The 26,898-nt window shown below is 71.5% G+C and carries 18 protein-coding genes and 1 riboswitch; of the genes, 13 read left to right on the forward strand and 5 right to left on the reverse strand.

Features of this window, described 5'->3' with window-relative positions:
- Positions 1-144: 144 nt before the first annotated feature.
- The 3 genes from JEQ17_RS11160 to JEQ17_RS11170 all read left to right on the forward strand — a co-directional run bounded on the left by JEQ17_RS11160 (position 145) and on the right by JEQ17_RS11170 (position 5,165).
- Entirely contained in the window at positions 145-3,021 is a 2,877-nt protein-coding gene (locus JEQ17_RS11160; protein ID WP_234048155.1) for a helix-turn-helix transcriptional regulator, read from the forward strand.
- Between the two features lie 486 nt (positions 3,022-3,507).
- Positions 3,508-4,299 carry a S1 family peptidase gene (locus tag JEQ17_RS11165; protein WP_200395099.1) on the forward strand — a complete coding sequence of 264 codons (792 nt, stop codon included), beginning with the start codon at positions 3,508-3,510 and terminating at the stop codon, positions 4,297-4,299.
- A gap of 218 nt (positions 4,300-4,517) precedes the next feature.
- Entirely contained in the window at positions 4,518-5,165 is a 648-nt protein-coding gene (locus tag JEQ17_RS11170) for a LysE family translocator (RefSeq protein ID WP_200395100.1), read from the forward strand.
- Positions 5,166-5,264: 99 nt separating this feature from the next.
- On the opposite strand, the gene JEQ17_RS11175 is transcribed toward JEQ17_RS11170, so the two are convergent.
- Positions 5,265-6,383 carry a winged helix DNA-binding domain-containing protein gene (locus JEQ17_RS11175; RefSeq protein WP_200395101.1) on the reverse strand — a complete coding sequence of 373 codons (1,119 nt, stop codon included), beginning with the start codon at positions 6,381-6,383 and terminating at the stop codon, positions 5,265-5,267.
- Positions 6,384-6,571: 188 nt separating this feature from the next.
- On the opposite strand from JEQ17_RS11175, the gene JEQ17_RS11180 reads away from it, so the two are divergent.
- The 5 genes from JEQ17_RS11180 (at position 6,572) to meaB (ending at position 14,444) form a co-directional block, all read left to right on the forward strand.
- Positions 6,572-7,741 (forward strand): magnesium and cobalt transport protein CorA, encoded by a 1,170-nt coding sequence (locus JEQ17_RS11180; protein WP_200395102.1) that lies wholly within the window; start codon positions 6,572-6,574, stop codon positions 7,739-7,741.
- A 233-nt stretch (positions 7,742-7,974) separates the two neighbouring features.
- Positions 7,975-9,237, forward strand: a complete 1,263-nt coding sequence (locus JEQ17_RS11185) for an MFS transporter (RefSeq protein WP_234048156.1) — start codon at positions 7,975-7,977, stop codon at positions 9,235-9,237.
- 223 nt (positions 9,238-9,460) lie between these two features.
- On the forward strand, positions 9,461-11,266 hold the full coding sequence (locus tag JEQ17_RS11190; RefSeq protein WP_200395103.1) for a methylmalonyl-CoA mutase subunit beta: 1,806 nt from the start codon (positions 9,461-9,463) through the stop codon (positions 11,264-11,266).
- Positions 11,266-13,452 carry a methylmalonyl-CoA mutase gene (gene scpA, locus JEQ17_RS11195; protein WP_200395104.1) on the forward strand — a complete coding sequence of 729 codons (2,187 nt, stop codon included), beginning with the start codon at positions 11,266-11,268 and terminating at the stop codon, positions 13,450-13,452. The genes JEQ17_RS11190 and scpA overlap by 1 nt, the downstream gene beginning before the upstream one ends.
- Positions 13,453-13,457: 5 nt before the next feature.
- Positions 13,458-14,444, forward strand: coding sequence for a methylmalonyl Co-A mutase-associated GTPase MeaB (gene meaB / locus JEQ17_RS11200; protein ID WP_200395105.1), 987 nt, complete (start codon positions 13,458-13,460; stop codon positions 14,442-14,444).
- Between the two features lie 76 nt (positions 14,445-14,520).
- Here the strand turns inward: meaB and JEQ17_RS11205 are convergent, their stop codons facing one another.
- The gene (locus JEQ17_RS11205) at positions 14,521-15,930 is read right to left on the reverse strand and encodes a short-chain fatty acyl-CoA regulator family protein (protein ID WP_200395106.1); all 1,410 of its coding nucleotides are present in this window, start codon (positions 15,928-15,930) and stop codon (positions 14,521-14,523) included.
- A gap of 310 nt (positions 15,931-16,240) precedes the next feature.
- Here JEQ17_RS11205 and aceA point away from each other — a divergent pair, with 310 nt between their 5' ends.
- The 4 genes from aceA to metE all read left to right on the forward strand — a co-directional run bounded on the left by aceA (position 16,241) and on the right by metE (position 22,925).
- Positions 16,241-17,542: an isocitrate lyase gene (gene aceA / locus JEQ17_RS11210; protein ID WP_200395107.1), complete on the forward strand. Its 1,302-nt coding sequence runs from the start codon at positions 16,241-16,243 to the stop codon at positions 17,540-17,542.
- A 177-nt stretch (positions 17,543-17,719) separates the two neighbouring features.
- Positions 17,720-19,312, forward strand: coding sequence for a malate synthase A (gene aceB, locus JEQ17_RS11215; protein WP_200395108.1), 1,593 nt, complete (start codon positions 17,720-17,722; stop codon positions 19,310-19,312).
- The gene (locus JEQ17_RS11220) at positions 19,309-20,205 is read left to right on the forward strand and encodes a 3-hydroxybutyryl-CoA dehydrogenase (protein ID WP_325176253.1); all 897 of its coding nucleotides are present in this window, start codon (positions 19,309-19,311) and stop codon (positions 20,203-20,205) included. The genes aceB and JEQ17_RS11220 overlap by 4 nt, the downstream gene beginning before the upstream one ends.
- An 11-nt stretch (positions 20,206-20,216) precedes the next feature.
- A riboswitch (cobalamin riboswitch) is annotated at positions 20,217-20,439 on the forward strand.
- A 164-nt stretch (positions 20,440-20,603) separates the two neighbouring features.
- Positions 20,604-22,925 (forward strand): 5-methyltetrahydropteroyltriglutamate--homocysteine S-methyltransferase, encoded by a 2,322-nt coding sequence (metE, locus tag JEQ17_RS11225; protein WP_200395109.1) that lies wholly within the window; start codon positions 20,604-20,606, stop codon positions 22,923-22,925.
- 123 nt (positions 22,926-23,048) lie between these two features.
- Here the strand turns inward: metE and bla are convergent, their stop codons facing one another.
- The 3 genes from bla to JEQ17_RS11240 form a co-directional block, all read right to left on the reverse strand.
- A complete protein-coding gene (gene bla, locus JEQ17_RS11230; protein WP_200401437.1) occupies positions 23,049-23,924 on the reverse strand; it encodes a class A beta-lactamase in 876 nt (291 codons plus the stop codon).
- Between the two features lie 256 nt (positions 23,925-24,180).
- Positions 24,181-24,834: a TetR/AcrR family transcriptional regulator gene (locus tag JEQ17_RS11235; protein ID WP_200395110.1), complete on the reverse strand. Its 654-nt coding sequence runs from the start codon at positions 24,832-24,834 to the stop codon at positions 24,181-24,183.
- A 91-nt stretch (positions 24,835-24,925) separates the two neighbouring features.
- Positions 24,926-25,561 (reverse strand): TetR/AcrR family transcriptional regulator, encoded by a 636-nt coding sequence (locus tag JEQ17_RS11240; RefSeq protein WP_200395111.1) that lies wholly within the window; start codon positions 25,559-25,561, stop codon positions 24,926-24,928.
- 136 nt (positions 25,562-25,697) lie between these two features.
- Here JEQ17_RS11240 and JEQ17_RS11245 point away from each other — a divergent pair, with 136 nt between their 5' ends.
- Positions 25,698-26,825, forward strand: a complete 1,128-nt coding sequence (locus JEQ17_RS11245) for a VOC family protein (protein WP_200395112.1) — start codon at positions 25,698-25,700, stop codon at positions 26,823-26,825.
- Positions 26,826-26,898: the final 73 nt, after the last annotated feature.

Raw genomic sequence — 26,898 nt, forward strand, 5'->3', positions numbered from 1 at the left:
GGCTCTGAAGGTCCGTACCTCGCTCCGCGCTCTATACATGCGCGGGCACGCTGAAATCACGTATACCGGATCTCTGTTATTTCCCTCACGGCGCAACCCTCCGAAATTCAACGGCTCTTTGCTTAATATTGAGCCGAACACGACATGAGGGGAGCGGTGCGCGTGCGACGGGATTTCGAGGAGCCTGTCAGACCCCGTTCCGAGCAGGTCGTCGGGCGGGACGAGGTGCTCAGACGAGCCCGTGAGCAGCTCTCCCGAGGGGGCAGCCTTCTCTTGCACGGTCCGCCCGGAATAGGAAAGTCGACCGTCCTGCGGGCAATGGCTGCGGAATACGCCGAATCCGCCCGGACTGTGTTGCGTTGTTCCGCGACCGAGTCCGAATCCCATCTCCCGTTCCTCGCCCTGGTCGATCTGCTCGGCCTGGTCGCCGACGAGGTCGCGGACGCGCTGCCGGCCCCGCAGCAGGCCGCGCTCGAAGCGGCTCTCACCGGCCGTGCCGAATCGTCCCTGCACCAGGACGGTCTCGCGCTGCGGCTCGCGGTGCTGTCGGTGCTGCGCGCGCTGGCGGCCAAAGGGCCCGTCCTCCTCGTCGCCGACGATCTGCAGTGGCTGGACGCGCCCAGCGCCGAGCTGCTCGGTTTCGCGGCCCGCCGTCTCGGTGGGATGCCGGTGCGGATGCTCGGCGCGGTGCGTACCGGCACCGAACCGAAGGAGCAAGAACACGACCCGTATCTACGCGCGTATCCGCCGGAGGCGCTGGCCCTGCGGCTGACTCCGCTGTCCCGTCCGCAGGTGTCCGAGCTGCTGGTCGCCCGCGGTTACACCGGTCTGGGCCGCTCGACGCTGCGGGACATCCACCACACCAGCGGCGGCAACCCGTTGTTCGCGCTGGAGCTCGCCCGCGCGCTGGCCGAGAGCCCGACGCCGCCCCGCCCCGGCGAGCCGCTGCCCGTGCCGACCTCACTGCGTGCCCTCGTCCTCAGCCGCCTGGAACTGCTGTCCACCGAGGCCCGGCAGACACTGCTGGTCGCGAGCGCGGGAGCCCGTCCCACGCAGACGCTGCTGGGCTCCGCGGGCCGTACGAACGCGGAGGCGGAGATCGCGCTCGCCGCCTCGCTCGGCCTGGTGGCGGCCCAGGGTCCCGACGGCCAGGGCCCGGACGGGCAGGAGGGCGCGGTCCGTTTCGCGCACCCGCTCGTCTCGGCCGCGCTGTACGCACAGGCGACGCCCCAGGAGCGGCGGGCCGCCCACGCCGCGCTGTCCACAGTGGCCTCCGACCCGATCGAGCGGGCCCGCCATCTCGCGCTGGCCACCACCGGCACCGACGAGCAGGTCGCCGCGCGGCTCTCCGAGGCGGCCGCCCTCGCCAGGGACCGTGGCGCGCCCTCGGTCGCGGCGCAGCTCGGGCTGCTCGCCGCCCGGCACACCCCGCCGGACGGCCTGCCCGGCGCCGACGAACGGCGGTTGAGGTCCGCCGAGGACGCGCTGACCTCGGGCGAGATCGACCTCGCCCGCGAGGTGGCCCGGGACGTCCTGGACCGGGCGACCGACCCGGCGGTCCGGGTACGGGCCTGGATGGTGGTGATCGACTCGGCCGGGCAGGCGATGGCCGACGTCGAGGCCGTGTTCCCGCAGGCCCTCGCAGACGCGGGCGAGGACCCACGGCTGCTCGCCCTGGTCCGCTACCAACTGGCCTGGCGGGCGCTGCTCGTGGAGGGCGAGATGGCCAGGGGCCGCGAGGAGGCCGCGCATGCCGCCCGGCTCGCCGCCACCGCCGGCGACCGCAGCACCGAGCTGATGGCCCTGTCCTTCCAGGCCCAGATGGAGACCCTGATGGGTCACCCGGCGGCCCCTGAGACCCTTGAGAAGGCCCTCGCGGAACCGCAGGACCTGCGGGTGGCCTGCGACCACAACGGGGCGGGCGCCACCCGGTTCCGCTGGCAGATCATGAGCGACCAGCTCACCGACGCCCGTACGACGATCACCCGGCTCCTAGGCGAGGTGCGGCGGCGCGGCATGGTCGAGAGCGAGGTGCACTTCCTGCGCGGGCTCGCCGAGACCGAGCTGCGCTCCGGGCACTGCGCCCGCGCCCTGGACCTCGCCCACGAGAGCCTGCGGCTCGCCCGGGACACCGGCATCGGCGAGGCCGCGGGCAACATGTTCACCTCGCTCGCCGAGGCGGCGGGCGGGGACGTGCACCGGGCGCTCGTGCTGGCGGGCGACGCGGTGCGCCGCGCCGAGGACGACGGCGACCTGATCTACCTCTCACGCGCGCTGGGCGCGCTCGGGCACGCGCAGCTCGTGGCCGGTGACGCCGCCGGGACGGTGCAATCGCTGCGCAGGGCACGGGAGTTGGAGCAGGGGCTCGGCATCTTCGACCCCGCGCGGGGCCGCTGGCACGGCGACCTCGCCGAGGCGCTCGTCCTGGTCGGCGAACCGGCGGAGGCGCAGGACGTCATCACCGCCACACGCGAACACGCGGTACGGCTCCGGCGGGCGAGCGTCCTCGCCGTACTGGACCGCGCAGAGGCCCTGGTGAAGGCGGCGGCCGGTCAGTACGAGGCGGCCGCCCAGCAGTTGACCTCGGCACAGGACCGACTGGCGCAGCTCGGCTACGGACTGGAGGAGGCCCGGGCCGCCCTCGCACTGGCCCGGCTGCGGGCGGAGCAGTCGGGACGCGGCTCCTACGACGAGGCGGCACGCCTGTTCCGACGCTGCAAGGCGGTGCCGTGGCTACGGCAGTTGGAGGCAGCCTCCGCGACGGCCTCCGCGACCGCTCCCACCGCCCCCTCCACGATGGCCCCCGAGTCCCTCCTGCCGCACCTCGACCGACTGGCCTCCACGGAACGACAGGTCGCGGGGCTCGTCCTGGAGGGCGCCACGAATCGCGAGATCGCCGCGCGCCTGTTCATCAGCGTGAAGACGGTCGAGGCGACGCTCACGCGGGTGTACCGGAAGTTGGGCATCCGCTCACGAGTCGACATCGTCCGGTTGGCTGCGGGGCAGCGGCGGGGGGAGTGAACTCGCTGGTCCTGTGCGGGGGTTGGGCGGGCCGTCAGCCGCGGGGGTGAGGGTGGCGGCTTGAGCCGGGCAGGGGCGCGCGGGCAGCAGGCGCGGGCGCCGAGCCGCAGGCGCGCGGGCGGCAGAAGCGCGGGCGCTATGCGTTGCGCCTCGTCGGCGTTCCGCACCTCGCCAATCGCCTCCGACCCGCGGCCCGGAGGGGCAGGAGCGCTTCCGGCCCACCGCCCGCAGGCGCAGCAGCGCCTCCGGCCCACGGCCCGCAGAGGCAGCAGCGCCTCCGACCCGCGGCCCGCAAGGGCAGCAGCGCTTCCGATCCCCGGCCCGGAGGGGCTGGACGGGGCGTGACCGAGGGTTTTCCCTCGTCAACTCCCGCAGGGAGTTCCCTCATTGGGGAGAGAGCAGGTCCGCTTCTAGCGTGGGACCCGCCCCGCAGGCTGTCGCTCCACCCCCACAGTGCACCCCCCACCGGCACTCCTGAGGAGAACCATGTTCGGGCTCACCCTTGCCAAGAAGGCCGCCGCCGTCACCGCGGCGGTCGCCGCCGCCGCGACGACCTGTCTGCTCGGCGCGACCACAGCGAGCGCCGCTCCCCAGCCCATCGTCGGCGGTTCGACCACCACGGCGGCCGCGTACCCGTACGTCATGCAGATCACCGACTCCTCGCAGAGCCAGTTCTGCGGCGGCACCCTGGTGTCGGCGACCAAGGTCGTCACCGCCGCCCACTGCATGGTCGGCGAGACCACGAGCAGCGTCAGAGTCGTCGGCGGCCGCACCTACCGCAACGGCACCAACGGTACGGTCAGCCGGGTCAGCAAGATATGGATCCACCCGAGCTACGTGGACGCCGAGCAGGGTGACGACGTCGCCGTCCTGACCCTGTCGACCTCCATGCCGTACACGCCCATCAGCTACGTCTCCTCCTCCGAGACCAGCGTGTACGCGGCCGGCACCACCGCCCGCATCCTCGGCTGGGGCACCACCAGCTCGGGCGGCTCGTCCTCCAACCAGCTGCGCACCGCCACGGTCCCGACCGTCTCGAACGCCACCTGCTCCTCGGCGTACGGCTCGTCCTACATCTCCTCCGACATGGTCTGCGCCGGCTACACCTCGGGCGGCGTGGACACCTGCCAGGGCGACAGCGGCGGCCCGCTGATCATCGGCGGCAAGCTCGCCGGCATCACCTCGTGGGGCTACGGCTGCGCGGACGCCGAGTACCCCGGCGTCTACACCCGCCTGACCACCTTCTCCAGCCTGGTGACGACACAGGTCAACTCCTAGCACCCACGTAGTGCCGTCCCGATGACTTCCTGAGTACGACTCAGGTTGAGCCAGGGGGCGTTGCGGGCCTCCACGAGCGGCCCGCAGCGCCCCCTTTCCATGTGCCCGGACCGTTGCGGGGTGCGTTCGCACCCGGACCGGACCGGGTGCGTTGTCGGTGGCGCCTGTTTCAATGGATTCCGGTGCGGGTGATGGGTGTCGGGTGAGAGGGGACGGGCATGGTGTCGACGGATCGGTTCCTGGCCTTCGCGGCGATGTCGCTGCTGGTGGTCATGATCCCGGGGCCTAGCGTGCTGTTCGTGATCGGCAGGGCTCTCGCCCATGGCCGGCGCACGGCGGTGGCGACGGCGCTGGGGAACGTCTTCGGTTCGTATCTGCTGGTCGTGGCGGTCGCCGTGGGCGTCGGCTCGATAGTGGAGCGGTCGGTCACCGTCTACCTGGCGGTGAAGCTGGCGGGGGCCGCCTATCTGATCTTCCTCGGTGTCCAGGCGTTCCGGCACCGCAAGGAGATGCGCGCGTCGGACATCGCGGAGCGGGCCGACGCGCCCGCCCGCGGCGATCTGCGGACGGTCCTGGACGGCGTACTCGTCGGCGTCACCAACCCGAAGGGCATCGTCTTCTTCGCGGCGGTGCTCCCCCAGTTCGTCGACCACTCGGCCGGTCAAGTACCCCTGCAGATGCTGCTGTTGGGCCTGATCCCGATAACCATCGGCCTGGTCACGGACACCTTGTGGGGTCTGACCGCGGCCCAGGCCCGCAACTGGTTCGCCCGCTCGGACCGCCGGCTGTCGATGATCGGCGGCGCGGGCGGCCTCACGATGGTCGGCCTCGGGGTGACGGTCGCGACGACGGGCCGCGCGGACTGACCACCGACCGCTCCCACCCGGACCGGCCGGGCCCCCTCCCTCACACCGGTCTCATCCCGGCCGGTCCCGTCTCCGTACCGGTCCGGTCCGGTTCCGCGGTCAGCCCCGTACGACGGTCCCGAACCGGATGTCGTACGAGGACGCCGTGCTCAGCACCGACAGCATCCGCGTCGCCTCCTCGACCACTTCGTCCCGCTGCCTCCTGGTGAGCGTGCCGAAGGGCTCGATGGTGATCACGGCCTCGTCGGGGGACTCCTCCAGCCGCCACACGCCCTCCAGGAACCCGTCGACGAGAAGCGTGCAGAAGGCCTGGTTGCCCTGCCAGGAGCGGCCCTTGTAGTCGGCGGACACCACCCGGGAGCGGTCGGCGTGCGAGAGGAGCAGATTGTCGAACTCGGGGAGCAGCCGCGGCGGGGCCGGTGTGTCCTCGTCCGGGCGGGGCGCGTCCGGCAGGTCGAAGAGCTCGACACCGTGCTCGTCGCGGAAGGTGACCAGTTGCGGCCGCAGCCGTTCGAAGACCTCGCGCAGCCGGGTCAGACCGGCCCAGGTCTGCATGTCCTTGACGGAGGCGGGACCGAAGGCGGCGAGATAGCGCAGGACGGTGGCGTCGGGGGCGGGCGCGGGCTCCGCGGGCCGGCCGAGCCAGTGCTCGGCGGTGGTGAGCGCGACCTGTCCGCTGCGGCCCCACAGGCCGCGCGGGGTGACCTGGACGAGGGGCAGCCGGCAGCGGGCCGCGATGGCGAGGGCCAGTGGGTCGGCGTCCGGCCATTCGACGAGCAGTGCCTCGCGCAGCTGCTTCAGAGTGCGCGGCTCGGCCTCGACGAGTTCCCGGCTGATCGCGGTGAGCCGGTCGAGGTCCACACCGGCGAGCCCGTGGCGGAAGCCGTACAGCTCCCGCTCGCGTGCGGCCTGCACGAGCGGCCGCAGGGTGAGGCAGTCGTCGGCGGTGTGGGTGTGGATGGTGGAGCGCATGGTCACGATGCGTACGACCTCGCGCGACTCCATGGCGGCGGAGAGTTCCTCGGGCTCGAATCCCTCCAGGCGGGCGGCGAGGGCGTAGTACGGGGGCTTCACGTTCTGCGCCTGGAGACCGACGAGGTGTTCGACGGCGTCCGTCGCGGACAGGGTGGCCCGGCGCAGGAGCAGCTGCCGGTCGAGGGTCGCGCGGTTCAGCTCACGGACGCTCAGCACGGGGGCGGTCGAGGTCGTCTTCGTCATGCTCCGCACGTTAGCGGGACTTGCGGACAAGTTCTGTCCGCAACCCTTGTCGATCCCCTACCCCGCGCGCCCGCTCACGCCATTTGACCCGTATATCCTGCTCGGTGATCGCCTAGACGCACGTTCGAGATGTTCGACTCGTTCGACATGCTCGGCACACGCGACACATCAACAGGGAGGCTGCCGCGATGTCAGACCGCCGGGCCCGCCGCCCCGTGCCGCCTTCGGGGGGCGGCCGGAAGCCGGTGTGGCGGCGCGCCGTGCCCGAGACGACGCCACCCCCGGCGGATCCCCCGGCGCCTCGTCCGGCCCCGGCCGAGCCGGTTCCCGCGGAGGTCGGCAGCGTCGTACAGGCAGCGCTCTACCGCGACGGGACGCGTGTCGCGAACCCCGCCACCCTCGCGGACACGTTCCGGGAGCTGCGCGAGCAGCCGGACGGCATGGCGTGGATCGGTCTGGCCCGTCCGACGGAAGAGGAGATCCTTTCCCTGGCGGCCGAGTTCGATCTGCACCCGCTCGCGGTCGAGGACGCGATGGAGGCCCATCAACGGCCGAAGCTGGAGCGCTACGGCGAGACGCTCTTCGTCGTGCTGCGGGCCGCCCGGTATCTCGACGCGTCGGAGGAGGTCGACTTCGGCGAGCTGCACGTCTTCATCGGCCCCGACTTCCTGATCACGGTCCGGCACGGCGCGGCCCCCGATCTCTCGGCCGTGCGCCGCCGCATGGAGGAGACGCCGGAGCTGCTGAAACTGGGCCCCGAGGCGGTCCTGTACGCGATCCTGGACGCCGTCGTGGACGGTTACGCCCCGGTCGTCGCCGGTGTCCAGAACGACATCGACGAGATCGAGACCGAGGTCTTCGGCGGCGACCCCTGGGTGTCCCGCCGTATCTACGAACTGTCCCGCGAGATGGTCGAGTTCCAGCGCGCCACCCGCCCCCTGGTCGGCATGCTGCACGGCCTGATGGCCGGCTTCGCCAAGTACGGCACCGACGAGGAGCTCCAGCGCTACCTCCGCGACGTCGCCGACCACGTCACCCACACCAGCGAACGCGTGGACGGCTTCCGCCAGGCCCTCACGGACATCCTCACGGTGAACGCGACCCTGGTCACCCAGCAGCAGAACGCGGAGATGCGAGCCCTGGCCGAGGCGGGCTTCGAACAGAACGAGGAGATCAAGAAGATCTCCTCCTGGGCCGCCATCCTCTTCGCCCCCACGCTGGTCGGGACGATCTACGGCATGAACTTCGACGACATGCCGGAACTGGGCTGGACCTTCGGATACCCCTTCGCGATCGGCCTGATGGGCGTGGTGTGCGTGAGCCTGTACTTCATCTTCAAGCGACGGGACTGGCTCTGACGGCGCGAGGTTCGGCGACGGCCGCTCGCCTGTTCGCTTCCGCGTGCCGTTCCTCTACGCTCGGGGAGGTCATCAACTACCGCATGACATCTGCCCGGTGACGTAGTCGGCGTGGGGTGCGCGTCCCCTCTCCACGCCACCACTGGACGGCTTCAGGCGCAGCCACGGGTCGGCAATCCGGACGCCGACGACCCCGTGTGGCGCGTCCCGCCGGGCGGCGAAAGGGATGCGTCGTGCCTTCGGCTACGGCGAACTACCGCACTCTGCTGCGCACTTCGGGTGCCGCGGCCTTCTTCCTTCCGGCCGCTGTCGGGCGTCTGGGCATCGCCATGACGGGGATCGGCATCGTCTGGCTGGTGCACGCTCGCACCGGGTCGTATGCCGCCGCGGGTCTCGTCACCGGCGGGTTCGCTGTCGCGGACGCCGTCGCCGGGCCCCAGCTCGGGCGCCTCACAGACCGGTTCGGGCAGGCGCGGGTGCTTCCCTGCGCGCTGGCCGCGCATGCCGGGGCCGTGGCGCTGCTGCTCACCGGCGCCGCCGCGGACCTCGTCGCCGGAGTGCTCGTCGGGGCGACGCTGCCCCAGCTCAGTGCCCTGTCCGCCGCACGCTGGTCCGCCCTGCTGTCCGGCGAACGAGCTGCCGCGCTGCCCACCGCCTTCGCCCTGGAGGCCCTCGCCAACGGCGTGTCCTACCTGGCCGGCCCGGCTCTGGTGAGCGTCCTCGGTGCGGCGGGCCGCCCGGGCGCCGGGGTGCTGCTCGCCGCCGCACTCGTCGTGGGCGGCGGGCTCGCCCTAGCCGCCCAGCGCCGCACCATGCCGCCCCTCACCGGCCGCGCCGAACGCCGGCACGCCGGACGCGCCCTGCTCCGCTCCACGTTCCTGCGGCAGGTCGCGCTCGGTCTCGCACTCGGGGTGTTCTTCGGCGCGATGCAGGTGTCCGTCGCCGCGTACGCCGTCGGACGCGGCACGCCGGACGCGGCGGCGCTGCTCTACTTCGCCGCCAACTGCACCAACCTGGTGGGGGGTTGGGCCTACGGAGCATGGTTTCACGGCGGCTCACCCCGGCGCCGCCAGGCGGCGGCCGCCGCCTGCCTCACCCTCGCGAGCCTCCCGCTGACCTTCCTCGACGCGCCCCTCGCGATCGGTGCCACCCTCGCCCTGACCGGACTCGCCGTGCCGGTCCTGCTGATCCTCACCTCCGTCCTGACGGACTCGGCGGTCCCACGCGCCGTCCTCACCCAGGCCTTCACCTGGGGAAACTCCGCGAGCGCGGCAGGATCGGCGGGGGCCGCGGCGGTCGCCGGGCGGGTGGTGGACACGGGCGGCGCGCACGGCGGTTTCGCCGTGGCGGCGGGGGCCGCGGCGATGATGACGATCCTGGCGCTCGGCGGCCTGCGGGACTCGTCACCGCCCGTGCCGAAGCCGTCCGCACCCACGAAAACCACGCCGCCGACCCCACCGGCCACAGACGGAACACCAAAACGACCTTCCCTCTGATTGTTCGCGAGGCCGGGTATACGCGCCGATGCCACCGTCGGCGACGACCACGCCGAAGGTGGCATCGGCATCGACGCCCCGCGTGCGGCCTGACCACGCCGTCTTCGTCGACGCCGCGGCCCGTAGTACGAACCCGGCCCACGGATCAAGGGAACCACTGGGAGGTCAAGGTCACAGCGGGTCCCTCTGCTGCTCACCTGTTGATCTGACCTAGCATCCGAGCATGACGGTCCTGCCTGACGACGGGCTCTCGCTGGCCGCCGAGTTCCCTGACGCGACCCATGAGCAGTGGCAACGCCTCGTGGCGGGCGTACTGCGCAAGTCGGGCAAGGAAGTCTCGGACGACGCAGCTGAGGACGCCCTGTCCACCACGCTCGAGGACGGGCTGCGCGCCCGGCCCCTCTACAGCGCTCACGACTCCGCGCCGGATCCCGGCCTGCCCGGTTTCGCCCCCTTCATAAGAGGTGGCCGTGCCGAGGGCAACACCCTCGGCGGCTGGGACGTACGCCAGCGGCACACGGCCGCCGACAACGGCGCGGTCCTCGCCGACCTGGAGAACGGGGTCGCCTCGCTGTGGCTGGCCGTCGGCGCGGGCGGCTTCCCCGTGTCGTCGCTCGGCAGCGTTCTCGACGGCGTCTACCTCGATCTGGCACCGGTCGTCCTGGAAGCGGGGCGTGAAGTGGAGCCCGTCGCACGGGAGTTGCTGCGGCTGTACGAGGAGCGGGGCGTCACGCGCGACGCCGCCCGTGGCAACCTCGGCGCCGATCCCCTGGGCCATGAGGCCCGTACGGGGGACGACGGGTTCGACTTCGCACCCGTCGCCGCTCTCGCGCGGCTGTGCGCCGAGGAGTACCCGGGGCTGCGGGCGCTGACGGTCGACGCGTTGCCGTACCACGAGGCCGGCGGGTCCGCCGCGCAGGAGCTGGGCTGCTCGCTGGCGACCGGTGTCGCCTATCTGCGGGAGCTGACCGGTGCGGGGCTGAGCGTCGAACAGGCTTCTGCGCAGCTGGAGTTCCGGTACGCGGCCACCGCCGACCAGTTCCTCACCATCGCCAAGTTGCGTGCGGCGCGCAGGCTCTGGGCTCGGGTCGCCGAGGTCTGCGGGGTGCCGGGCGGGCAGGTGCAGCACGCGGTGACCTCGCCGGTGATGATGAGCCGCCGGGATCCGTGGGTGAACATGCTGCGGGCGACGGTCGCGACGCTCGCGGCCGGGGTCGGCGGCGCCGAGTCCGTCACCGTGCTGCCCTTCGACCACGCCCTCGGTCTGCCGGACGCGTTCGCGCGCCGGATCGCCCGCAACACCTCGACGATCCTGGTCGAGGAGTCGCATCTGTCCCGGGTGATCGACCCGGCGGGCGGCTCCTGGTACGTGGAGCGCCTCACCGACGAACTCGCCCACGCGGGCTGGGAGTTCTTCCAGTCCATCGAGCGGGCGGGTGGCCAGGCGGCCGCCCTGCGGTCGGGTCTCGTCGGCGAGGAGCTGGCCGCCACCTGGGCGGCCCGCAGCGCGAAGCTGGCCAAGCGGCGTGAACCCGTCACCGGGGTCAGCGAGTTCCCGCACCTCGCCGAGCGGGTGGTGGCACGCGAGCCAGCGCCCGAGCCGCCGTCCGGCGGCCTCCCGCGTGTGCGCCGCGACGAGGCGTTCGAGAACCTGCGTGCCCGCTCCGACGCCCACCTGGCGGCGACCGGCACCCGACCGCGGATCTTCCTGGCCGCCCTCGGCCCGGCCGCCGCCCACACCGCCCGCCTCACCTTCGCCTCCAACCTGTTCCAGGCGGGCGGCATCGAACCCGTCACGGAAGGCGCGTTCGAGGACAGCGGGGCCACCGAGGCCTGTCTGTGCTCCAGTGACGCGCTGTACGAGGAGCAGGCCGCCGAGGTCACCGCGTCCCTCAGGTCGGCGGGCGCCACGCAGGTGTTCCTCGCCGGGCGTCCCGGGCAGTACCCCGGTGTGGACGCCTACGTCTTCGCGGGCTGTGACGCCGTAGCCGTGCTCTCCGCCACCCTCGACCGCATGGGAGTGTCCTGATGGAACCGACAGGGCGGATCCCCGACTTCTCCGGGATCGAGCTGGGGGTCCCGACCGTGGACGGCGGCCCCGACGAGTGGCGCGGCGCCGTCAAGAAGGCGGCCGGCGGCGACGACCTCCTCTGGGAGACCCCGGAGGGCATCGCGGTCAAGCCGCTGTACACCGGGCAGGACCTGGAGGGCCTGGACTTCCTGGGTACGTACCCGGGCATCGCCCCGTATCTGCGCGGCCCGTACCCGACGATGTACGTCAACCAGCCCTGGACGATCCGCCAGTACGCGGGCTTCTCCACGGCCGAGGAGTCCAACGCCTTCTACCGGCGCAACCTGGCGGCCGGTCAGAAGGGCCTGTCCGTCGCCTTCGACCTGCCCACGCACCGGGGTTACGACAGCGACCACCCGCGGGTGACCGGTGACGTCGGCATGGCGGGTGTCGCCATCGACTCCATCTACGACATGCGGCAGCTGTTCGACGGCATTCCGCTGGACAAGATGACCGTGTCGATGACGATGAATGGCGCCGTGCTGCCCGTCCTCGCGCTCTACATCGTCGCCGCGGAGGAACAGGGCGTACCGCCCGAGAAGTTGGCCGGGACCATCCAGAACGACATCCTCAAGGAGTTCATGGTCCGCAACACCTACATCTATCCGCCGAAGCCGTCGATGCGGATCATCTCCGACATCTTCTCCTTCACCTCGCAGCGGATGCCGCGCTACAACTCCATCTCCATCTCCGGCTATCACATCCAGGAAGCGGGAGCGACGGCCGACCTGGAGCTGGCGTACACGCTCGCGGACGGCGTGGAGTACATCCGGGCCGGGCGCGAAGCCGGCCTGGACGTCGACGCGTTCGCGCCCCGGCTCTCGTTCTTCTGGGCGATCGGCATGAACTTCTTCATGGAGATCGCCAAGATGCGGGCGGCACGGCTGCTTTGGGCCAGGCTGGTGAAACAGTTCGACCCGCAGAACGCCAAGTCCCTTTCCCTGCGCACCCATTCACAGACCTCGGGCTGGTCGCTGACCGCGCAGGACGTGTTCAACAACGTGACGCGTACGTGCGTGGAGGCGATGGCGGCCACCCAGGGCCACACCCAGTCGCTGCACACCAACGCCCTCGACGAGGCGCTCGCCCTGCCCACCGACTTCTCGGCGCGCATCGCCCGCAACACCCAGCTGCTGATCCAGCAGGAGTCCGGCACGACCCGGGTGATCGACCCGTGGGGCGGCAGCGCGTACATCGAGAAACTGACGTACGACCTCGCGCGCCGGGCCTGGCAGCACATCGAGGAGGTCGAGGCGGCGGGCGGCATGGCGAAGGCCATCGACGCGGGCATCCCCAAGCTGCGCATCGAGGAGGCAGCGGCCCGTACCCAGGCCCGCATCGACTCCGGCCGCCAGCCGGTCGTCGGCGTGAACAAGTACCGCGTGGAGACCGACGAGGAGATCGACGTCCTCAAGGTCGACAACTCCTCGGTACGCACCCAGCAGATCGAGAAGCTGCGGCGGCTGCGCGCGGAGCGCGACGAGCGGGCCTGCCAGGACTCGCTGGAGGCCCTGACCCGGGCGGCGGGCGGTGAGGGCAACCTGCTGGAGCTCGCAGTGAACGCGGCCCGCGCCAAGGCCACCGTCGGGGAGATCTCCGACGCCCTGGAGAAGGTGTACGGGCGGCACGCGAGCCAGATCCGTACGATCTCCGGTGTGTACCGCAACGAAGCCGGCGCGTCCCCGTCCGTCGAGCGCACGCGCACGCTGGTGGAGTCCTTCGAGGAGGCCGAGGGGCGCCGCCCGCGCATCCTGGTCGCCAAGATGGGCCAGGACGGCCACGACCGCGGCCAGAAGGTGATCGCGACCGCCTTCGCCGACCTCGGCTTCGACGTCGACGTCGGCCCGCTGTTCCAGACACCGGGCGAGGTGGCGCGCCAGGCCGTCGAGGCGGACGTGCACATCGTCGGGGTGTCCTCGCTGGCCGCCGGGCACCTGACCCTCGTACCGGCGTTGCGGGAGCAGCTCGCGGAGGAGGGGCGCGAGGACATCATGATCGTGGTCGGCGGGGTGATTCCGCCGCAGGACGTGCCCACGCTCCTGGAGATGGGCGCGGCGGCCGTCTTCCCGCCCGGGACCGTGATCCCGGACGCGGCGTACGACCTGGTCGAGCGCCTGGCCACCGACCTCGGCCACGGCCTCTGAGCCCCATGGCGATCGACCTCGACACCTATGTGAAGGGCGTGCTCGACGGGAAGCGGGCGCTGGTGGCGCGGGCCATCACGCTCGTCGAGTCGACGAGGCCCCAACACCGGGCTATGGCACAGGAGTTGCTGACCGAGCTGCTGCCGCACAGCGGGAAGGCCCGGCGGATCGGCATCAGCGGGGTGCCGGGCGTGGGCAAGTCGACGTTCATCGACGCGTTCGGCACGCTGCTCACCTCGCTCGGGTACCGGGTCGCTGTGCTCGCCGTCGACCCGTCGTCGACCCGGACGGGCGGGTCCATCCTGGGCGACAAGACGCGGATGGAACGGCTATCCGTCGACCCGGCGGCCTTCATCCGGCCCTCCCCCACCGCCGGAACGCTCGGCGGGGTCGCCAAGGCGACCCGGGAGTCGATCGTGGTGATGGAGGCGGCCGGTTTTGACGTCGTACTCGTGGAGACGGTCGGTGTCGGCCAGTCGGAGACCGCCGTCGCGAACATGGTCGACTCGTTCCTGCTCCTCACCCTCGCCCGGACCGGGGACCAGTTGCAGGGCATCAAGAAGGGTGTCCTGGAGCTGGCCGACGTGATCGCCGTCAACAAGGCGGACGGACCGCACGAGCGCGACGCCCGGGGCGCGGCAAGGGAGTTGGCGGGCGCACTGCGGCTGATGCACCCCGCCGACGCCGCCTGGACGCCACCGGTGCTGAGTTGCAGTGCCCGTGAGTCGACCGGCCTGGACACGGTCTGGGAGCGTCTCGAACAGCACCGTACGCTGCTCGACTCGACCGGCCGTCTCGCCGCCAAACGCCGTGACCAGCAGGTCGACTGGACCTGGACGATGGTGCGCGACGAACTCCTCGGCCGCCTGCACTCCGACCCCGCCGTACGCGCTCTCGGGCCCGGTCTCGAACAGCGGGTCAGGGACGGCGAGTTGACGGCCACGCTCGCCGCCGAGCGCATCCTGCGGGCGTTCGCCGGCGAGACGGACTGAACGGGACCGGTCGGACTGAACCGGACCGGACAGAACTGAGCGGGACCGCGTCGCAGCGGGCGTGCGCTGCGCGTGCTCACTCCGGCCGGTGCGCCACCGGGTACGGGACGAACGTGCTGCTGTTCTGGTCGATCCGCAGCGGCCGGCCCAGGGGCGGTGCGGCGCGCTGGGGGCAGTCGAGGCGCTCGCAGACCCGGCAGCCCATGCCGATGGGGGTGGCGGCGGAGGCGTTGTCGAGGTCGAGGCCGTCGGAGTAGACGAGCCGGGAGGCGTGGCGGAGCTCGCAGCCGAGCCCGATGGCGAAGGTCTTGCCGGGCTCGCCCCAGCCGCCGCGGTGGCGGGTGATCGCACGTGCCGTCCACAAGTAGCGTCTGCCGTCCGGCATTTCGGCGATCTGGACATGGATGCGGCCGGGGGCGGCGAACGCCTCGTAGACGTTCCACAGCGGGCAGGTGCCGCCGGCGCGGGAGAAGTGGAAGTCGGTCGCGGACTGCCGCTTGGACATGTTGCCCGCGCGATCGACCCGTACGAAGGAGAAGGGCACTCCGCGCAGCCGTGGGCGCTGGAGGGTGCTGAGGCGGTGGCACACGGTCTCGTAACCGAGGCCGAAGCGGTCGGTGAGGCGCTCGATGTCGTAGCGCACCTCCTCGGCCGCCGCGTGGAAGGCGCGGTAGGGCAGGATCAGCGCGGCGGCGAAGTAGTTGGCGATGCCGATGCGGGCGAGCGCGTACGTGGACGAACCGGCGGGGAAGTCCTGGGCGGCCGGTCGGTCCAGTTCGTCGCCGTACGCCAGCAGGGCCAGCTGGGTCGCCATACGGAACGCGCGCTGTCCGGGGCGGAGCCGGTTGGACAGGTGGAGGGTGCGGGTCGCCTCGTCGTAGTGGTGCAGGTGGCTGCCGGTCTCGGTGGTCAGTCGCACGCCGTGCCGGTCCGCGAGTGCCGCCGCCAGGGCACGTAGGACGTCCCCGGGAGCGATGCCGATGTCCGCGGCGAGCCGTTCGGCCGCGAGGTCGGTGTCGTGCAGGTAGTTCTGCCAGCGGTAGAAGAAGTCGCGGATCTCCTCGTGGGGCGAGCGGGGTCCCTCGTGCCCGTCGCCGTCCCGGCCGTCCGCCTCCCCGGCGAGGCGCTCGGCCAGGAGCTGGTTCCGGCGGCCCAGGTCGAGCAGGACCTTGGCCACGGCGGGCATCCGCGAGGCGAGTTCGGTGAGGTCGGACGGGGACACGCGGGCCTCGGCGATCTCGCCCGCCAGTGCCTCCCTCAGGTCGGCCAGCAGCCAGCTCGTGTCGCGCTCCGAGAAGAAGCCGGCGTCGACGCCGAAGGCCTCGGTCAGTCTCAGCAGGACCGGCACGGTGAGCGGCCGGGAGTCGTGCTCCATCTGGTTGAGATAGCTGGGCGAGATGGCCAGGGCGCGGGCCAGGTCGGCCTGGCTCATCCGGCGTTCCTCCCGCAGCCTTCGCAGCCGCGCCCCCGCGTAGGTCTTGCTCACCGCGCTCCTCCGCACTCCCCCGTCGCCCCGTCCACGTCCCGGACGGTCGCCAGCGTATGTGAAGAACGGCCGGACGCACCCTTCGCAGACTTGGCAAACCGGGCCGTGAAGATTCGCAGAAGTTGGCATTCCTCCACCATTGATGGCACTCAGTGCCAATGCCAGAGTTCCAGTGCAGCCCGCCGGACGAGACTCCGCTCGGCGACAACACGGCGGGCCGCGCCTTACTTGCAGGCACGCAGTGCCAGGCACTCTCGGCGAGAGTCGAGGAGCTTGGCAGATCGCGCAACCGAGGAAGACGGTGAAGGCCATGACAGAGGCGAGGACGACAGCGGGGGCGACGGCGGCCCGGGCCGAGGAGCTCACGCGGCGCTGGGCCTCGGACCCCCGCTGGCGGGGTATCGAGCGCACCTACGGCGCCGAGGACGTCGTACGGCTGTCCGGCAGCGTCCGCGAGGAGCACACCCTGGCCCGGCGCGGCGCCGAACGGCTGTGGCGGCAGTTGCACGAGCAGGACTACATCCACGCGCTCGGCGCCCTCACTGGCGGGCAGGCCGTCCAGCAGGTGAAGGCCGGGCTCCAGGCCATCTACCTGTCCGGCTGGCAGGTCGCCGCCGACGCCAACCAGGCCGGGCACACCTATCCCGACCAGAGCCTCTACCCGGTCAACTCGGTGCCCCAGGTCGTCCGGCGCATCAACAACGCACTGCTGCGGGCCGACCAGATCGCCACCGCCGAGGGCGGCGACGACCGTACGGACTGGCTCGCGCCGATCGTCGCGGACGCGGAGGCCGGGTTCGGCGGCCCGCTCAACGCCTTCGAACTGACCAAGGCGATGATCGCGGCCGGTGCCGCGGGCATTCACTACGAGGACCAGCTCGCCTCCGAGAAGAAGTGCGGCCACCTCGGCGGCAAGGTCCTGGTGCCGACCTCGCAGCACATCCGCACCCTCAACGCGGCCCGGCTCGCGGCCGACATCGCCGATGTGCCGACGGTCATCGTCGCCCGCACCGACGCGCTGGCCGCGACCCTGCTCACCAGCGATGTCGACGAGCGCGACGCCGAGTTCGTCACCGGTGAGCGGACGGCGGAGGGCTTCCACCGGGTGCGGGGCGGCATGGCGCCGGTCATCGCCCGCGGTCTGGCGTACGCCCCGTACGCCGATCTGATCTGGGTCGAGACCGGTACGCCGGATCTCGCGCAGGCGCGGGAGTTCGCGGAGGCGATGCACGCCGAGTACCCGGACCAGATGCTCGCCTACAACTGCTCGCCGTCCTTCAACTGGAAGGCGGCGCTGGATGACGACCAGATCGCCAAGTTCCAGAGGGAGTTGGGGGCGATGGGGTATCGCTTCCAGTTCATCACGCTGGCCGGGTTCCACTCGCTGAACCATGGGATGTTCGATCTCGCTCGTGGTTATGCCGAGCACGGGATGACGGCCTATGTCGACCTTCAGGAGCGGGAGTTCGCCGCGCAGCGGTACGGGTTCACTGCCGTTCGGCATCAGCGGGAGGTTGGTACGGGGTACTTCGACCTCGTATCCACCGCTGTGAATCCGGCCTCTTCCACGACTGCGCTGGCCGGGTCCACCGAGGAAGAGCAGTTCCACTAGGTCCGGTTGGTGGGTCCGGTTGTTGGGTGCGGGTGCGTTGTGGCTGGTCGCGCCCACGCGGCGGAGCCGCATATCGACACAGCCCCGCGCCCCTTTGGGGCGCCAGACGCATCGCCCATCGCCGGTCACGCACACCAGCGGCACCCGTCCCCGCCCGCCCCCGATCAGGAGATCCTGATGTCCACCAGCGCACTCACACACCGCGTCCGGGTCCTCGCGGCCCCCGGCGACCGTCACGACGAGATACTCACCCCCGCCGCCCTGGACTTCGTCGGGCGGCTTGCAGACGCCTTCGGGGAGCGCCGCCAGGAGATCCTGAAGGAGCGGAGGCGGCAGGCGATTCGGATCGCGGCCGGGGCTCCGCTCGACTTTCCGATAGCCACTTCCGCCGTTCGCGGGGACAGGTCCTGGCGGGTGGCGCCGCCGGCTCCCGGGCTGGGCGATCGCCGGGTGGAGATCGCCGGTCCGCCCGAGCGTCGTATGGCCGTCAATGCGCTCAACTCCGGTGCTCACGTGTGGATGGCGGACTTCGAGGACGCCACCGCCCCCACCTGGGACAACGTCATCGGCGGTCAGCTCACCCTGCTCGATGCCATCTCGCGGCGGATCGACTTCAGTACGCAGGAGGGGAGGGAGTACCGGCTCGGCGACCGTCTCGCCACCGTGATGGTGCGTCCTCGTGGCTGGCATCTGGTCGAGGAGCATCTGGAGTTCGACGGCCGGCCCGTACCCGCCTCCCTCGTCGACTTCGGGCTGTACTTCTTCCACTGCGCCCAGCGTCAGATCGACGCCGGGTACGGGCCGTACTTCTATCTGCCGAAGCTGGAGAACCGGTACGAGGCCCGGCTGTGGAACGATGTCTTCGTTCTCGCCCAGGAGTTGCTCGGCATCCCCCGGGGCACGGTCCGCGCCACCGTGCTCATCGAGACGATCACCGCCGCCTTCGAGATGGAGGAGATCCTCCACGAGCTGCGCGAACACAGTGCCGGTCTCAACGCGGGGCGCTGGGACTACCTGTTCAGCCTGATCAAGACCTTCGGCCACCGCACCGACTTCCTGCTGCCCGACCGGGCCAAGGTGACCATGACCGCCCCCTTCATGCGCGCGTACACCGAGTTGCTGGTGCGCACCTGCCACCGGCGCGGCGCGCATGCCATCGGGGGCATGGCCGCGCAGGTGCCCGGCAGGGACCCGGCCGCGCGTGAGGCGGCCCTGGCCAAGGTCCGCCTCGACAAGGAACGCGAGGCGGAGGACGGCTTCGACGGCTCCTGGGTGGCCCACCCCGGCCTGGTGCCCGTGTGCCGGGAGGTCTTCGACACCGTTCTCGGCGACCGGCCGCACCAGCTCGACCGTACCCGCGACGACGTGGAGGTGACCGCCGCCGACCTGCTGTCGGTACGCCGTGTCAGCGGGCCGCCCACACCGGAAGGGGTGCGTACGGACATCGCGGTCGCCGTGCGTTACTTCGACGCCTGGCTGCGCGGGGAGGGGGCCGTCGCCCTGGACGGCCTGATGGAGGACGCGGCGACCGCCGAGATCGCGCGGGTGCAGGTCTGGCAGTGGCTGCGGCACCGGGTGGTCGACCGGGAGACCGTGGAGCGACTGCTCGACGACGAACTCGCCGCGCTCGGTGCCCAGCACCCCTGGGCCGCCCTCGACGAGGTGCGGGAGCTCTTCGAACGGACCGCGTCGGCAGGCGAGTTGCCGCTGTTCTTCACCCCGGACGCCTACAGCCGTCACCTCGTCCGGCACGCGGAGGCGCGGTCATGAGCCGGGACATCCGCCGGGACATCCTCCGAATCGGCGTGGTCGGCGGCGGCCGGATGGGCGCCGGGATCGCGGAGGTGTGTGCCAGGGCCGGCCTCGACACCGTCGTCTGCGAGGTGGACGCCATGGCCGCCCGTGCCGCACGGGAGCGGGTGTCGGCCTCCCTCGACCGGGCGGTGCGGCGCGGGAAACTGGACCGGGACTCGGCGCGGGACGCCCTCGACCGGCTGGCCTTCACCCAGGCCCTCGAAGACCTCGCCGACCGGCAGCTCGTCGTCGAGGCGGTCGTGGAGAACGCGGACGCCAAGACCGAGATCTTCACCGCGCTGGACAAGATCGTCGAGGATCCCGGGGCGATCCTCGCGACCAACACCTCGTCCCTCCCGATCATGCGCCTCGGCATGGCGACGGGGCGCGCCGACCGGGTCGTCGGGCTGCACTTCTTCAACCCTGTTCCCGTCCTGCCGCTGGTGGAGATCGTGGCCTCGCTCCACACGGCGCCGGGGACGGTCGCGGCCGTCGAGGACTTCGCCACCCGGGTCCTCGGCAAGACCGTGGTCCATGCACGGGACCGGGCGGGTTTCGTCGTGAACGCCCTGCTCATCCCCTATCTGCTGGCCGCGATCCGCATGGCCGAGTCCGGATTCGCCACGGCCACCGACATCGACGCGGGTATGGAACTCGGCTGCGCCCACCCCATGGGACCGCTGAGGCTGGCGGACCTGATCGGCCTCGACACCGTCGCCTCGATCGCGGAATCCCTCTACGACGAGTTCAGGGAACCGCTCCACGCCCCTCCCCCGCTGCTCCAACGGATGGTGGAGGCAGGGCTGTTGGGCCGTAAGACGGGCCGCGGGTTCCATGTGTACGACGCCGTCCGGCAGTCAGACATTTGACGGCAGGGCCTAAGCTGACCTGTGCAGCTGGTTCGCCCCGTCCGCCAGGCGGGATGCGTCGCAAGAGGGAACCCGGTGGGAATCCGGGACTGCCCCGCAGCGGTGAGTGGGAACGACGCCGTCATACGCACTGGGCCCCGAGAAGCGGGACCTGGGAAGCGACGGCCAGTAGGTGTCCTCCGTACGGAGGGCGTGCCCGCGAGTCCGAAGACCTGCCATCTGCCCGTGCGCGACCGATCGCGTACGGACAATCCCGGTGACCTCGTGGGCGGGTCAGGCGTACATGTCCGGCGGACGACCGCGCATGCCGCGCGAGGTGCCTCTGCCGGATTCGTCACCCCTTCGCGCCCACGTCCCGTCCCGGGATCTCAGGGAGACATCTCGCGAAGGAGAGTTCCGTGACATCGAAGTCCGCAGCCGCGGCGGCCCGGGCCACCGTGTACGGCTACCCCCGTCAGGGCAGGGGCCGGGAACTGAAGAAGGCGATCGAGGGGTACTGGAAGGGCCGCGTCGACGCCGACGCCCTCCGGGCCACCGCCGCCGAACTGCGCCGCACCAACTGGCGGCAGCTGGCCGGGGCCGGCATCCACGAAGTGCCGACCGGCGACTTCTCGTACTACGACCATGTCCTGGACACCAGCGTCATGGTCGGCGCGATCCCCGCCCGCCACCGCGCCGCGGTCGAGGCCGACGCGCTCGACGGCTACTTCGCGATGGCCCGCGGCACCCAGGACGTGGCGCCGCTGGAGATGACGAAGTGGTTCGACACCAACTACCACTACCTCGTCCCGGAGTTGGGCCCGGACACCGTCTTCACCGCCGACTCCGCCAAGCAGGTCGCCGAGCTCCGCGAAGCCCTCGCGCTCGGCCTCACCGCCCGCCCGGTCCTCGTCGGACCCGTCACCTATCTCCTGCTCGCCAAGCCCGCGCCCGGTGTGGCCGCGGACTTCGACCCGCTGACCCTGCTGGACCGGCTGCTGCCGGTGTACGCCGAGGTCCTCTCCGATCTGCGGGCGGCGGGCGCGGAGTGGGTGCAGCTCGACGAACCGGCCCTGGTCCAGGACCGTACGCCCGCCGAACTCAACGCGGCCACGCGCGCCTACCGCGACCTCGGCACACTCACCGACCGTCCGAAGCTGCTGGTCGCCTCTTACTTCGACCGGCTCGGCGACGCCCTGCCGGTGCTGGCCAAGGCCCCGGTCGACGGCCTCGCCCTCGACTTCACCGAGGCCGCCGCGGCCAACCTGGACGCGCTCGCCGCCGTCGGCGGGCTGCCCGGCAAGCGCCTGGTCGCGGGCGTGGTCAACGGCCGCAACATCTGGGTCAACGACCTCACCAAGTCCCTGGCCACGCTCGGCACCCTGCTGGGGCTGGCCGACCGGGTCGACGTGGCCGCGTCCTGCTCACTGCTCCACGTGCCCCTCGACGCCACCGCCGAACGGGACATCGAGCCGCAGATCCTGCGCTGGCTCGCCTTCGCCCGGCAGAAGACGGCCGAGGTCGTCACCCTCGCCAAGGGGCTCGCCCAGGGGACGGGCACGATCACCGGCGAACTCGCCGCCAACCGGGCCGCCCTGGCCTCCCGCGCCAACTCGCCCATCACCCGTGACCCGGCCGTGCGGGCTCGGGTCGGCGCGGTGACGGACGCCGACGCCCACCGCTCCCAGCCGTACGGCGAACGCGCCGCCGCGCAGCGGGCCCACCTCGGTCTGCCGCTGCTGCCGACCACCACCATCGGCTCCTTCCCGCAGACCGCCGAACTGCGCGTCGCGCGGGCCGACCTGCGGGCCGGGCGCATCGACACGGCCGGCTACGAGGAGCGCATCAAGGCCGAGATCCAGGAGGTGATCTCGTTCCAGGAGAAGACCGGCCTGGACGTCCTCGTGCACGGCGAGGCCGAACGCAACGACATGGTCCAGTACTTCGCCGAGCAGCTCACCGGCTACCTCGCCACACAGCACGGCTGGGTGCAGTCGTACGGCACCCGTTACGTCCGTCCGCCGATCCTGGCCGGCGACATCTCCCGCCCCGAGCCGATGACCGTGCGCTGGACGACGTACGCCCAGTCCCTGACCCGGCGCCCCGTCAAGGGCATGCTCACGGGGCCGGTCACCATGCTCGCCTGGTCCTTCGTCCGCGACGACCAGCCCCTCGGCGACACCGCCCGCCAGGTCGCCCTCGCCCTGCGCGACGAGGTCAACGACCTTGAGACGGCCGGGACTTCGGTCATCCAGGTCGACGAACCCGCGCTGCGCGAGACCCTGCCGCTGCGTGCCGCCGACCGCCCCCGCTATCTGGCGTGGGCCACCGAGGCGTTCCGGCTCACGACCGCCGGAGTCCGGCCGGACACCCAGATCCACACCCATATGTGCTACGCCGAGTTCGGCGACATCGTCCAGGCGATCGACGATCTCGACGCGGACGTCATCAGCCTGGAGGCCGCCCGTTCCCACATGCAGGTCGCCCGCGAACTGGCCGCGCACGGCTATCCGCGCGAGGCCGGGCCCGGCGTCTACGACATCCACTCGCCTCGCGTGCCCAGCACGGACGAGGCAGCCGCCCTGCTGCGCAAGGGACTTGAGGCCATTCCGGCCGAACGGCTCTGGGTCAACCCCGACTGCGGCCTGAAGACCCGCGGCTGGCCCGAGACCCGGGCGTCCCTGGACAACCTGGTCGCGGCGGCCCAGGCGGTACGCGCCGAACTGCCCACCGCCGACTGATCCGACCGACCGACTGATCCGATCCGGCTGATGCGACCCACCGGCTGATCCGATCCGGCTGATGCGATCCAACCGGCCGGGGACATTCGTGTCCCCGGCCGTCACGTCGGAGGATCTGCCCCGTCAGGTGAGTTCCGCCGCCACCAACCCGGCCGCCCTGGCGACCAGCGGGTTTTCCTGGGGCCCGTCGGCGGCGTGCTTGGTCGACAGGACGGACAGCACCAGGGGCGGCCGCCCGGGAGGCCATACGACGCCCACGTCGTTGGCGACCCCGTACGACGAGCCGCCCCCGGTCTTGTCCGCGAGGATCCAGTCGCCGGGCAGGCCGGCGCGGAAGCGCTCGGTGTTGGTGGTGTTGGCGATCAGCCACCCGGTCAGCCGTTCGCGGTCCTCGGCCGTGAGCGCCCTGCCGATCACGAGCCGCGCGCTGGTCCGCCCGATGGCGCGCGGGCTGGTGGTGTCGGTCCGCCGCCACGGTTCCGCCGAGTTCAGCTCGGGCTCCCACCGGTCGAGCCGGGTGATCCTGTCCCCGGTCGAGCGACTGAACCGGGTGATCGCGGTCGGTCCGCCCAGCTCGCGCAGGAGGAGGTTCGCGGCGCCGTTGTCGCTCTGCGAGACGGCGGCGGAGCACAGCTCCTCGACCGTCATGCCGTTCGCCACGTTCTCGTCCGTGCCCGTGATCGGGGCGTAGCCCGAGGCCGTGACGTACTTCTTGGTGTACCGGATGCGCCGGGCCAGGAACTCGCCGTCGCGGTCGAGGTCCCTCAGGACGGCCGCGGCGGTGAGTGTCTTGAACACCGAGCACATCGGGAAGCGTTCGTCGGCGCGGTAGGCCACGGTCCGGCCCGTGGCCGTGTCGTGGGCGAAGATCCCGAGGCGCGCGGCGTACTCCCGCTCCAGGTCGGCCAGTTGTCCGGCGAGGCTCTCCCCGTCGGGGGTCGAGGCCTGCGCCGCCGTCGAGGCGGTGACCGCCAGCGCCGCTCCGGCGCCCAGGGCCAGTGCCGTGCGACGGCTCGGACGCGAGCTGAAGCGGGCGGCGCGGGAGCCGGGACCGAAACCGGAACTGAAACCGGTGCTGGAACTGAAACCGGTGCTGGAACTGGAACTCGTGCTGGGACCGGAGCGGGATCCTGTGGTGTCCAAGGCCGTACTTCCTGTTCGTGCGGGCGTGACGTTCCTTCCGATGATCAAGACGCCACGACACGACGAACCGGTTGCCTAGAGCCCCATACGCCACGTACGCCCCATACGCGCTCTACGCGTCGGCGGCGTCTGCAGCCTCCGCCCGCGCCTCCGACGCCACGCCCTCGACGACCGCGGCCGCCTCCTTCTCCGGTACGCCCGCCGCGACCAGCGTGGCGACGGCGGTCTGCGTGCCGTCGTCCTCCCACGTGCCCGCGTTGACGCTTTCGAGCAGGGAGATGGTCAGGGCCTCCAGTGCGGAGCTGAGGACCACGGCCGGCAGGTGGTCGTGGAACACACCCGCGTGCTGCCCCCGCTCAAGGACGGCCGTCGCCTCGTCGCGGGCCGGGGCCAGCACCTCGGACACCCGCTCCATGCCCAGATCCTGGCGGGCGAGTGCCAGGAGCAGCCGGTAGCGGTCTCCCACCGACCAGATCGACAGGACGAACCGCGCGAGGGCGCGCTCGGGCGCCTCCACCCCGTCCGGCTTACGGGCCACGACGCCTCGCAGGGCCTCGGACGCCTCCTCGGCGAGAGCGTCCAGCAGGGCGGCCCGCCCCGGAAAGTGCCCGAAGAGCGTACGGCGGACGACGCCGGCCGCCCTCGCGATCTCCTCCAGGGTGACATCGGGGTTCCGCCCGAGCTCCTGTCGGGCGGTGGCGAGGATGCGGGCCCGGTTGGAACGCGAATTGCTTCGCAACGGCTCACGGACCACGGGCTTGGGCACGGCACGTCCTTGCGGGTGCAGGGGGCGGGAAGGGCTCTTCAATTCTCCCACGGTGGCGGGCCACGGCTCCTGGGCCGCCCGGAGCCGTTCGTCAGCCGAGGTCGGGGAGTGGCCGCCGGGCGACGTCGTGGGCGTCGTCGGCCGGGACGCCCAGCATGCGCAGGACCATCTCGGCCAGGTTCACGGCGGCCTCGTCGCCGTCCATGTCCGGGCGGGTGAACCTCAGCTCCACCAGGGACAGCAGGGTCCCGCCCAGCGCGGACAGCGCGACGGTCGGATCGACGGGGGAGAAACGCCCGGAGGCGACGCCGATCTCCAGGTCGCGCAGGGCGCGGGGAGCGAGGCCGCGGTCGGAGTGGAGGTGCTCCATGCCCCGGCGGCGCAGGACCTGCATCAGCTCCGGATGCGAGTCGGCCATCCTGGCGCTGAGCCTGAAACCCGCCGCCACGAGTTCCGCCGGGTCGTCGATCCCGCTCAGCCGCTCGTCGAAGGTCTGGCCGAACTCCTCCAGCGCGTCCACGACGGCCGCGTCGAACAGCTCCGCCTTCGAGGCGAAGTGGTTGTAGAAGGAGCCGAAGCCCACGTCCGCGCGCTCCGCGATCGCCTGGATGCTCACGCCGGTGTCACCGTTCTCGGCGAGGATCTGCCGGGCCGCGCGCACGAGCGCCTGACGCGTCTCGGCTCGACGCCGTTCGAACCGGTTGCCGGGCGGGGCTTTCGTAGGCATGCGCAGAGTCTAGTCACGGCCCGGACGCCAATCACAGTTCTGATGAATCCATCAATTAACACTCCGGACCCCTTGACGGGAGACATTGTCAAACTTGATGATTTCATCATTACGGCGATGTTGCTTGGAGAAGACGATGACCAGGACAGCCCACCAGGACCTCCACAGCGAGCAGGGCGCCCTGCGGGGCGAGCACCCCGGACGCTCCCGAAACCCCGTGATCAAGGTGGCCGACCTGGCCTGGCTGGAGTTCGAGAAGCCCGATCTGGACCGCGCGGAGATCTTCGCCCGCGACTTCGGTTTCAGTGTCGCCGCCCGCACCGAGCACGAGCTGTGGCTGCGCGGCACCCTCGCCGGCTCGCCCTGCATGGTGATCCGCGAGGGGCGTACGTCCCGCTTCGTCGGACCGGCGTTCCGCGCGGCCGAGCGGGCCGATCTCGACCGGCTGGCCCGCGCCACCGGCTCCGACGTACGGGACCTCGACGGAACGGGCGCCCCCGGCGGCGGCAGGGCCGTGGACCTCCTCGACCCCTCGGGCTTCCCGGTGCGCGTGGTGCACTGCGGCGAGGACCTGCCGGCGCTGCCCGAACAACGGCCGCTGCTCCTCAACTTCGGCGCCGATCACCGTCGTACGAACGCCACGCAGCGCCCGCCCCGTGAGCCGTCCCGTATCCAGCGCCTGGGCCATGTGGTCCTGGAGACAAGGGTGTTCGGCCGCGCACTGGACTGGTATCTCGACACGCTGGGCATGATCGTCAGCGACTTCCTCTTCCTGGACGGGCAGCGCGAGCGCGGCCCGACGATGGCGTTCATCCGCTGTGACCGGGGCGCTCTGGCCGTCGACCACCACACCCTGGCCATGCATCTGGGCCCCGGCAACGGCTATGTGCACTCCGCCTACCAGGTCACCGACCTGGACTCGATCGCCGCGGGCGGGGAGTACCTCAACGAGCGCGGATACAAGCGCAGTTGGGGCATCGGGCGACACATCCAGGGCAGCCAGCTCTTCGACTACTGGCGCGACCCCGACCGCTTCATGCTGGAGCACTTCGCCGACGGCGACCTGTTCTCCCGCGACCTCGAACCCGGCTGGGCACCCATGTCGACGAGCGGCCTCGCCCAGTGGGGCCCGCCGGCCACCCGCGACTTCCTCGGCGCGAACCCCTCCCCCGCCCGGGTCCGCGATGTCATCCAGGCCCTGCGCGGCGACAACGAACTGGACCCGGCACGACTGCTGGGCCTGCTGAAAGCCGTGAACACCTGATTCCCCCGCCCCGACCTGACCTCCTGGTTCCTGTTCCTTGCTCCCCCGATCCCATGCCCCCTCCCCCCAACCC

Source organism: Streptomyces liliifuscus (genome assembly GCF_016598615.1).
In the GTDB taxonomy this organism is placed as follows: domain Bacteria; phylum Actinomycetota; class Actinomycetes; order Streptomycetales; family Streptomycetaceae; genus Streptomyces; species Streptomyces liliifuscus.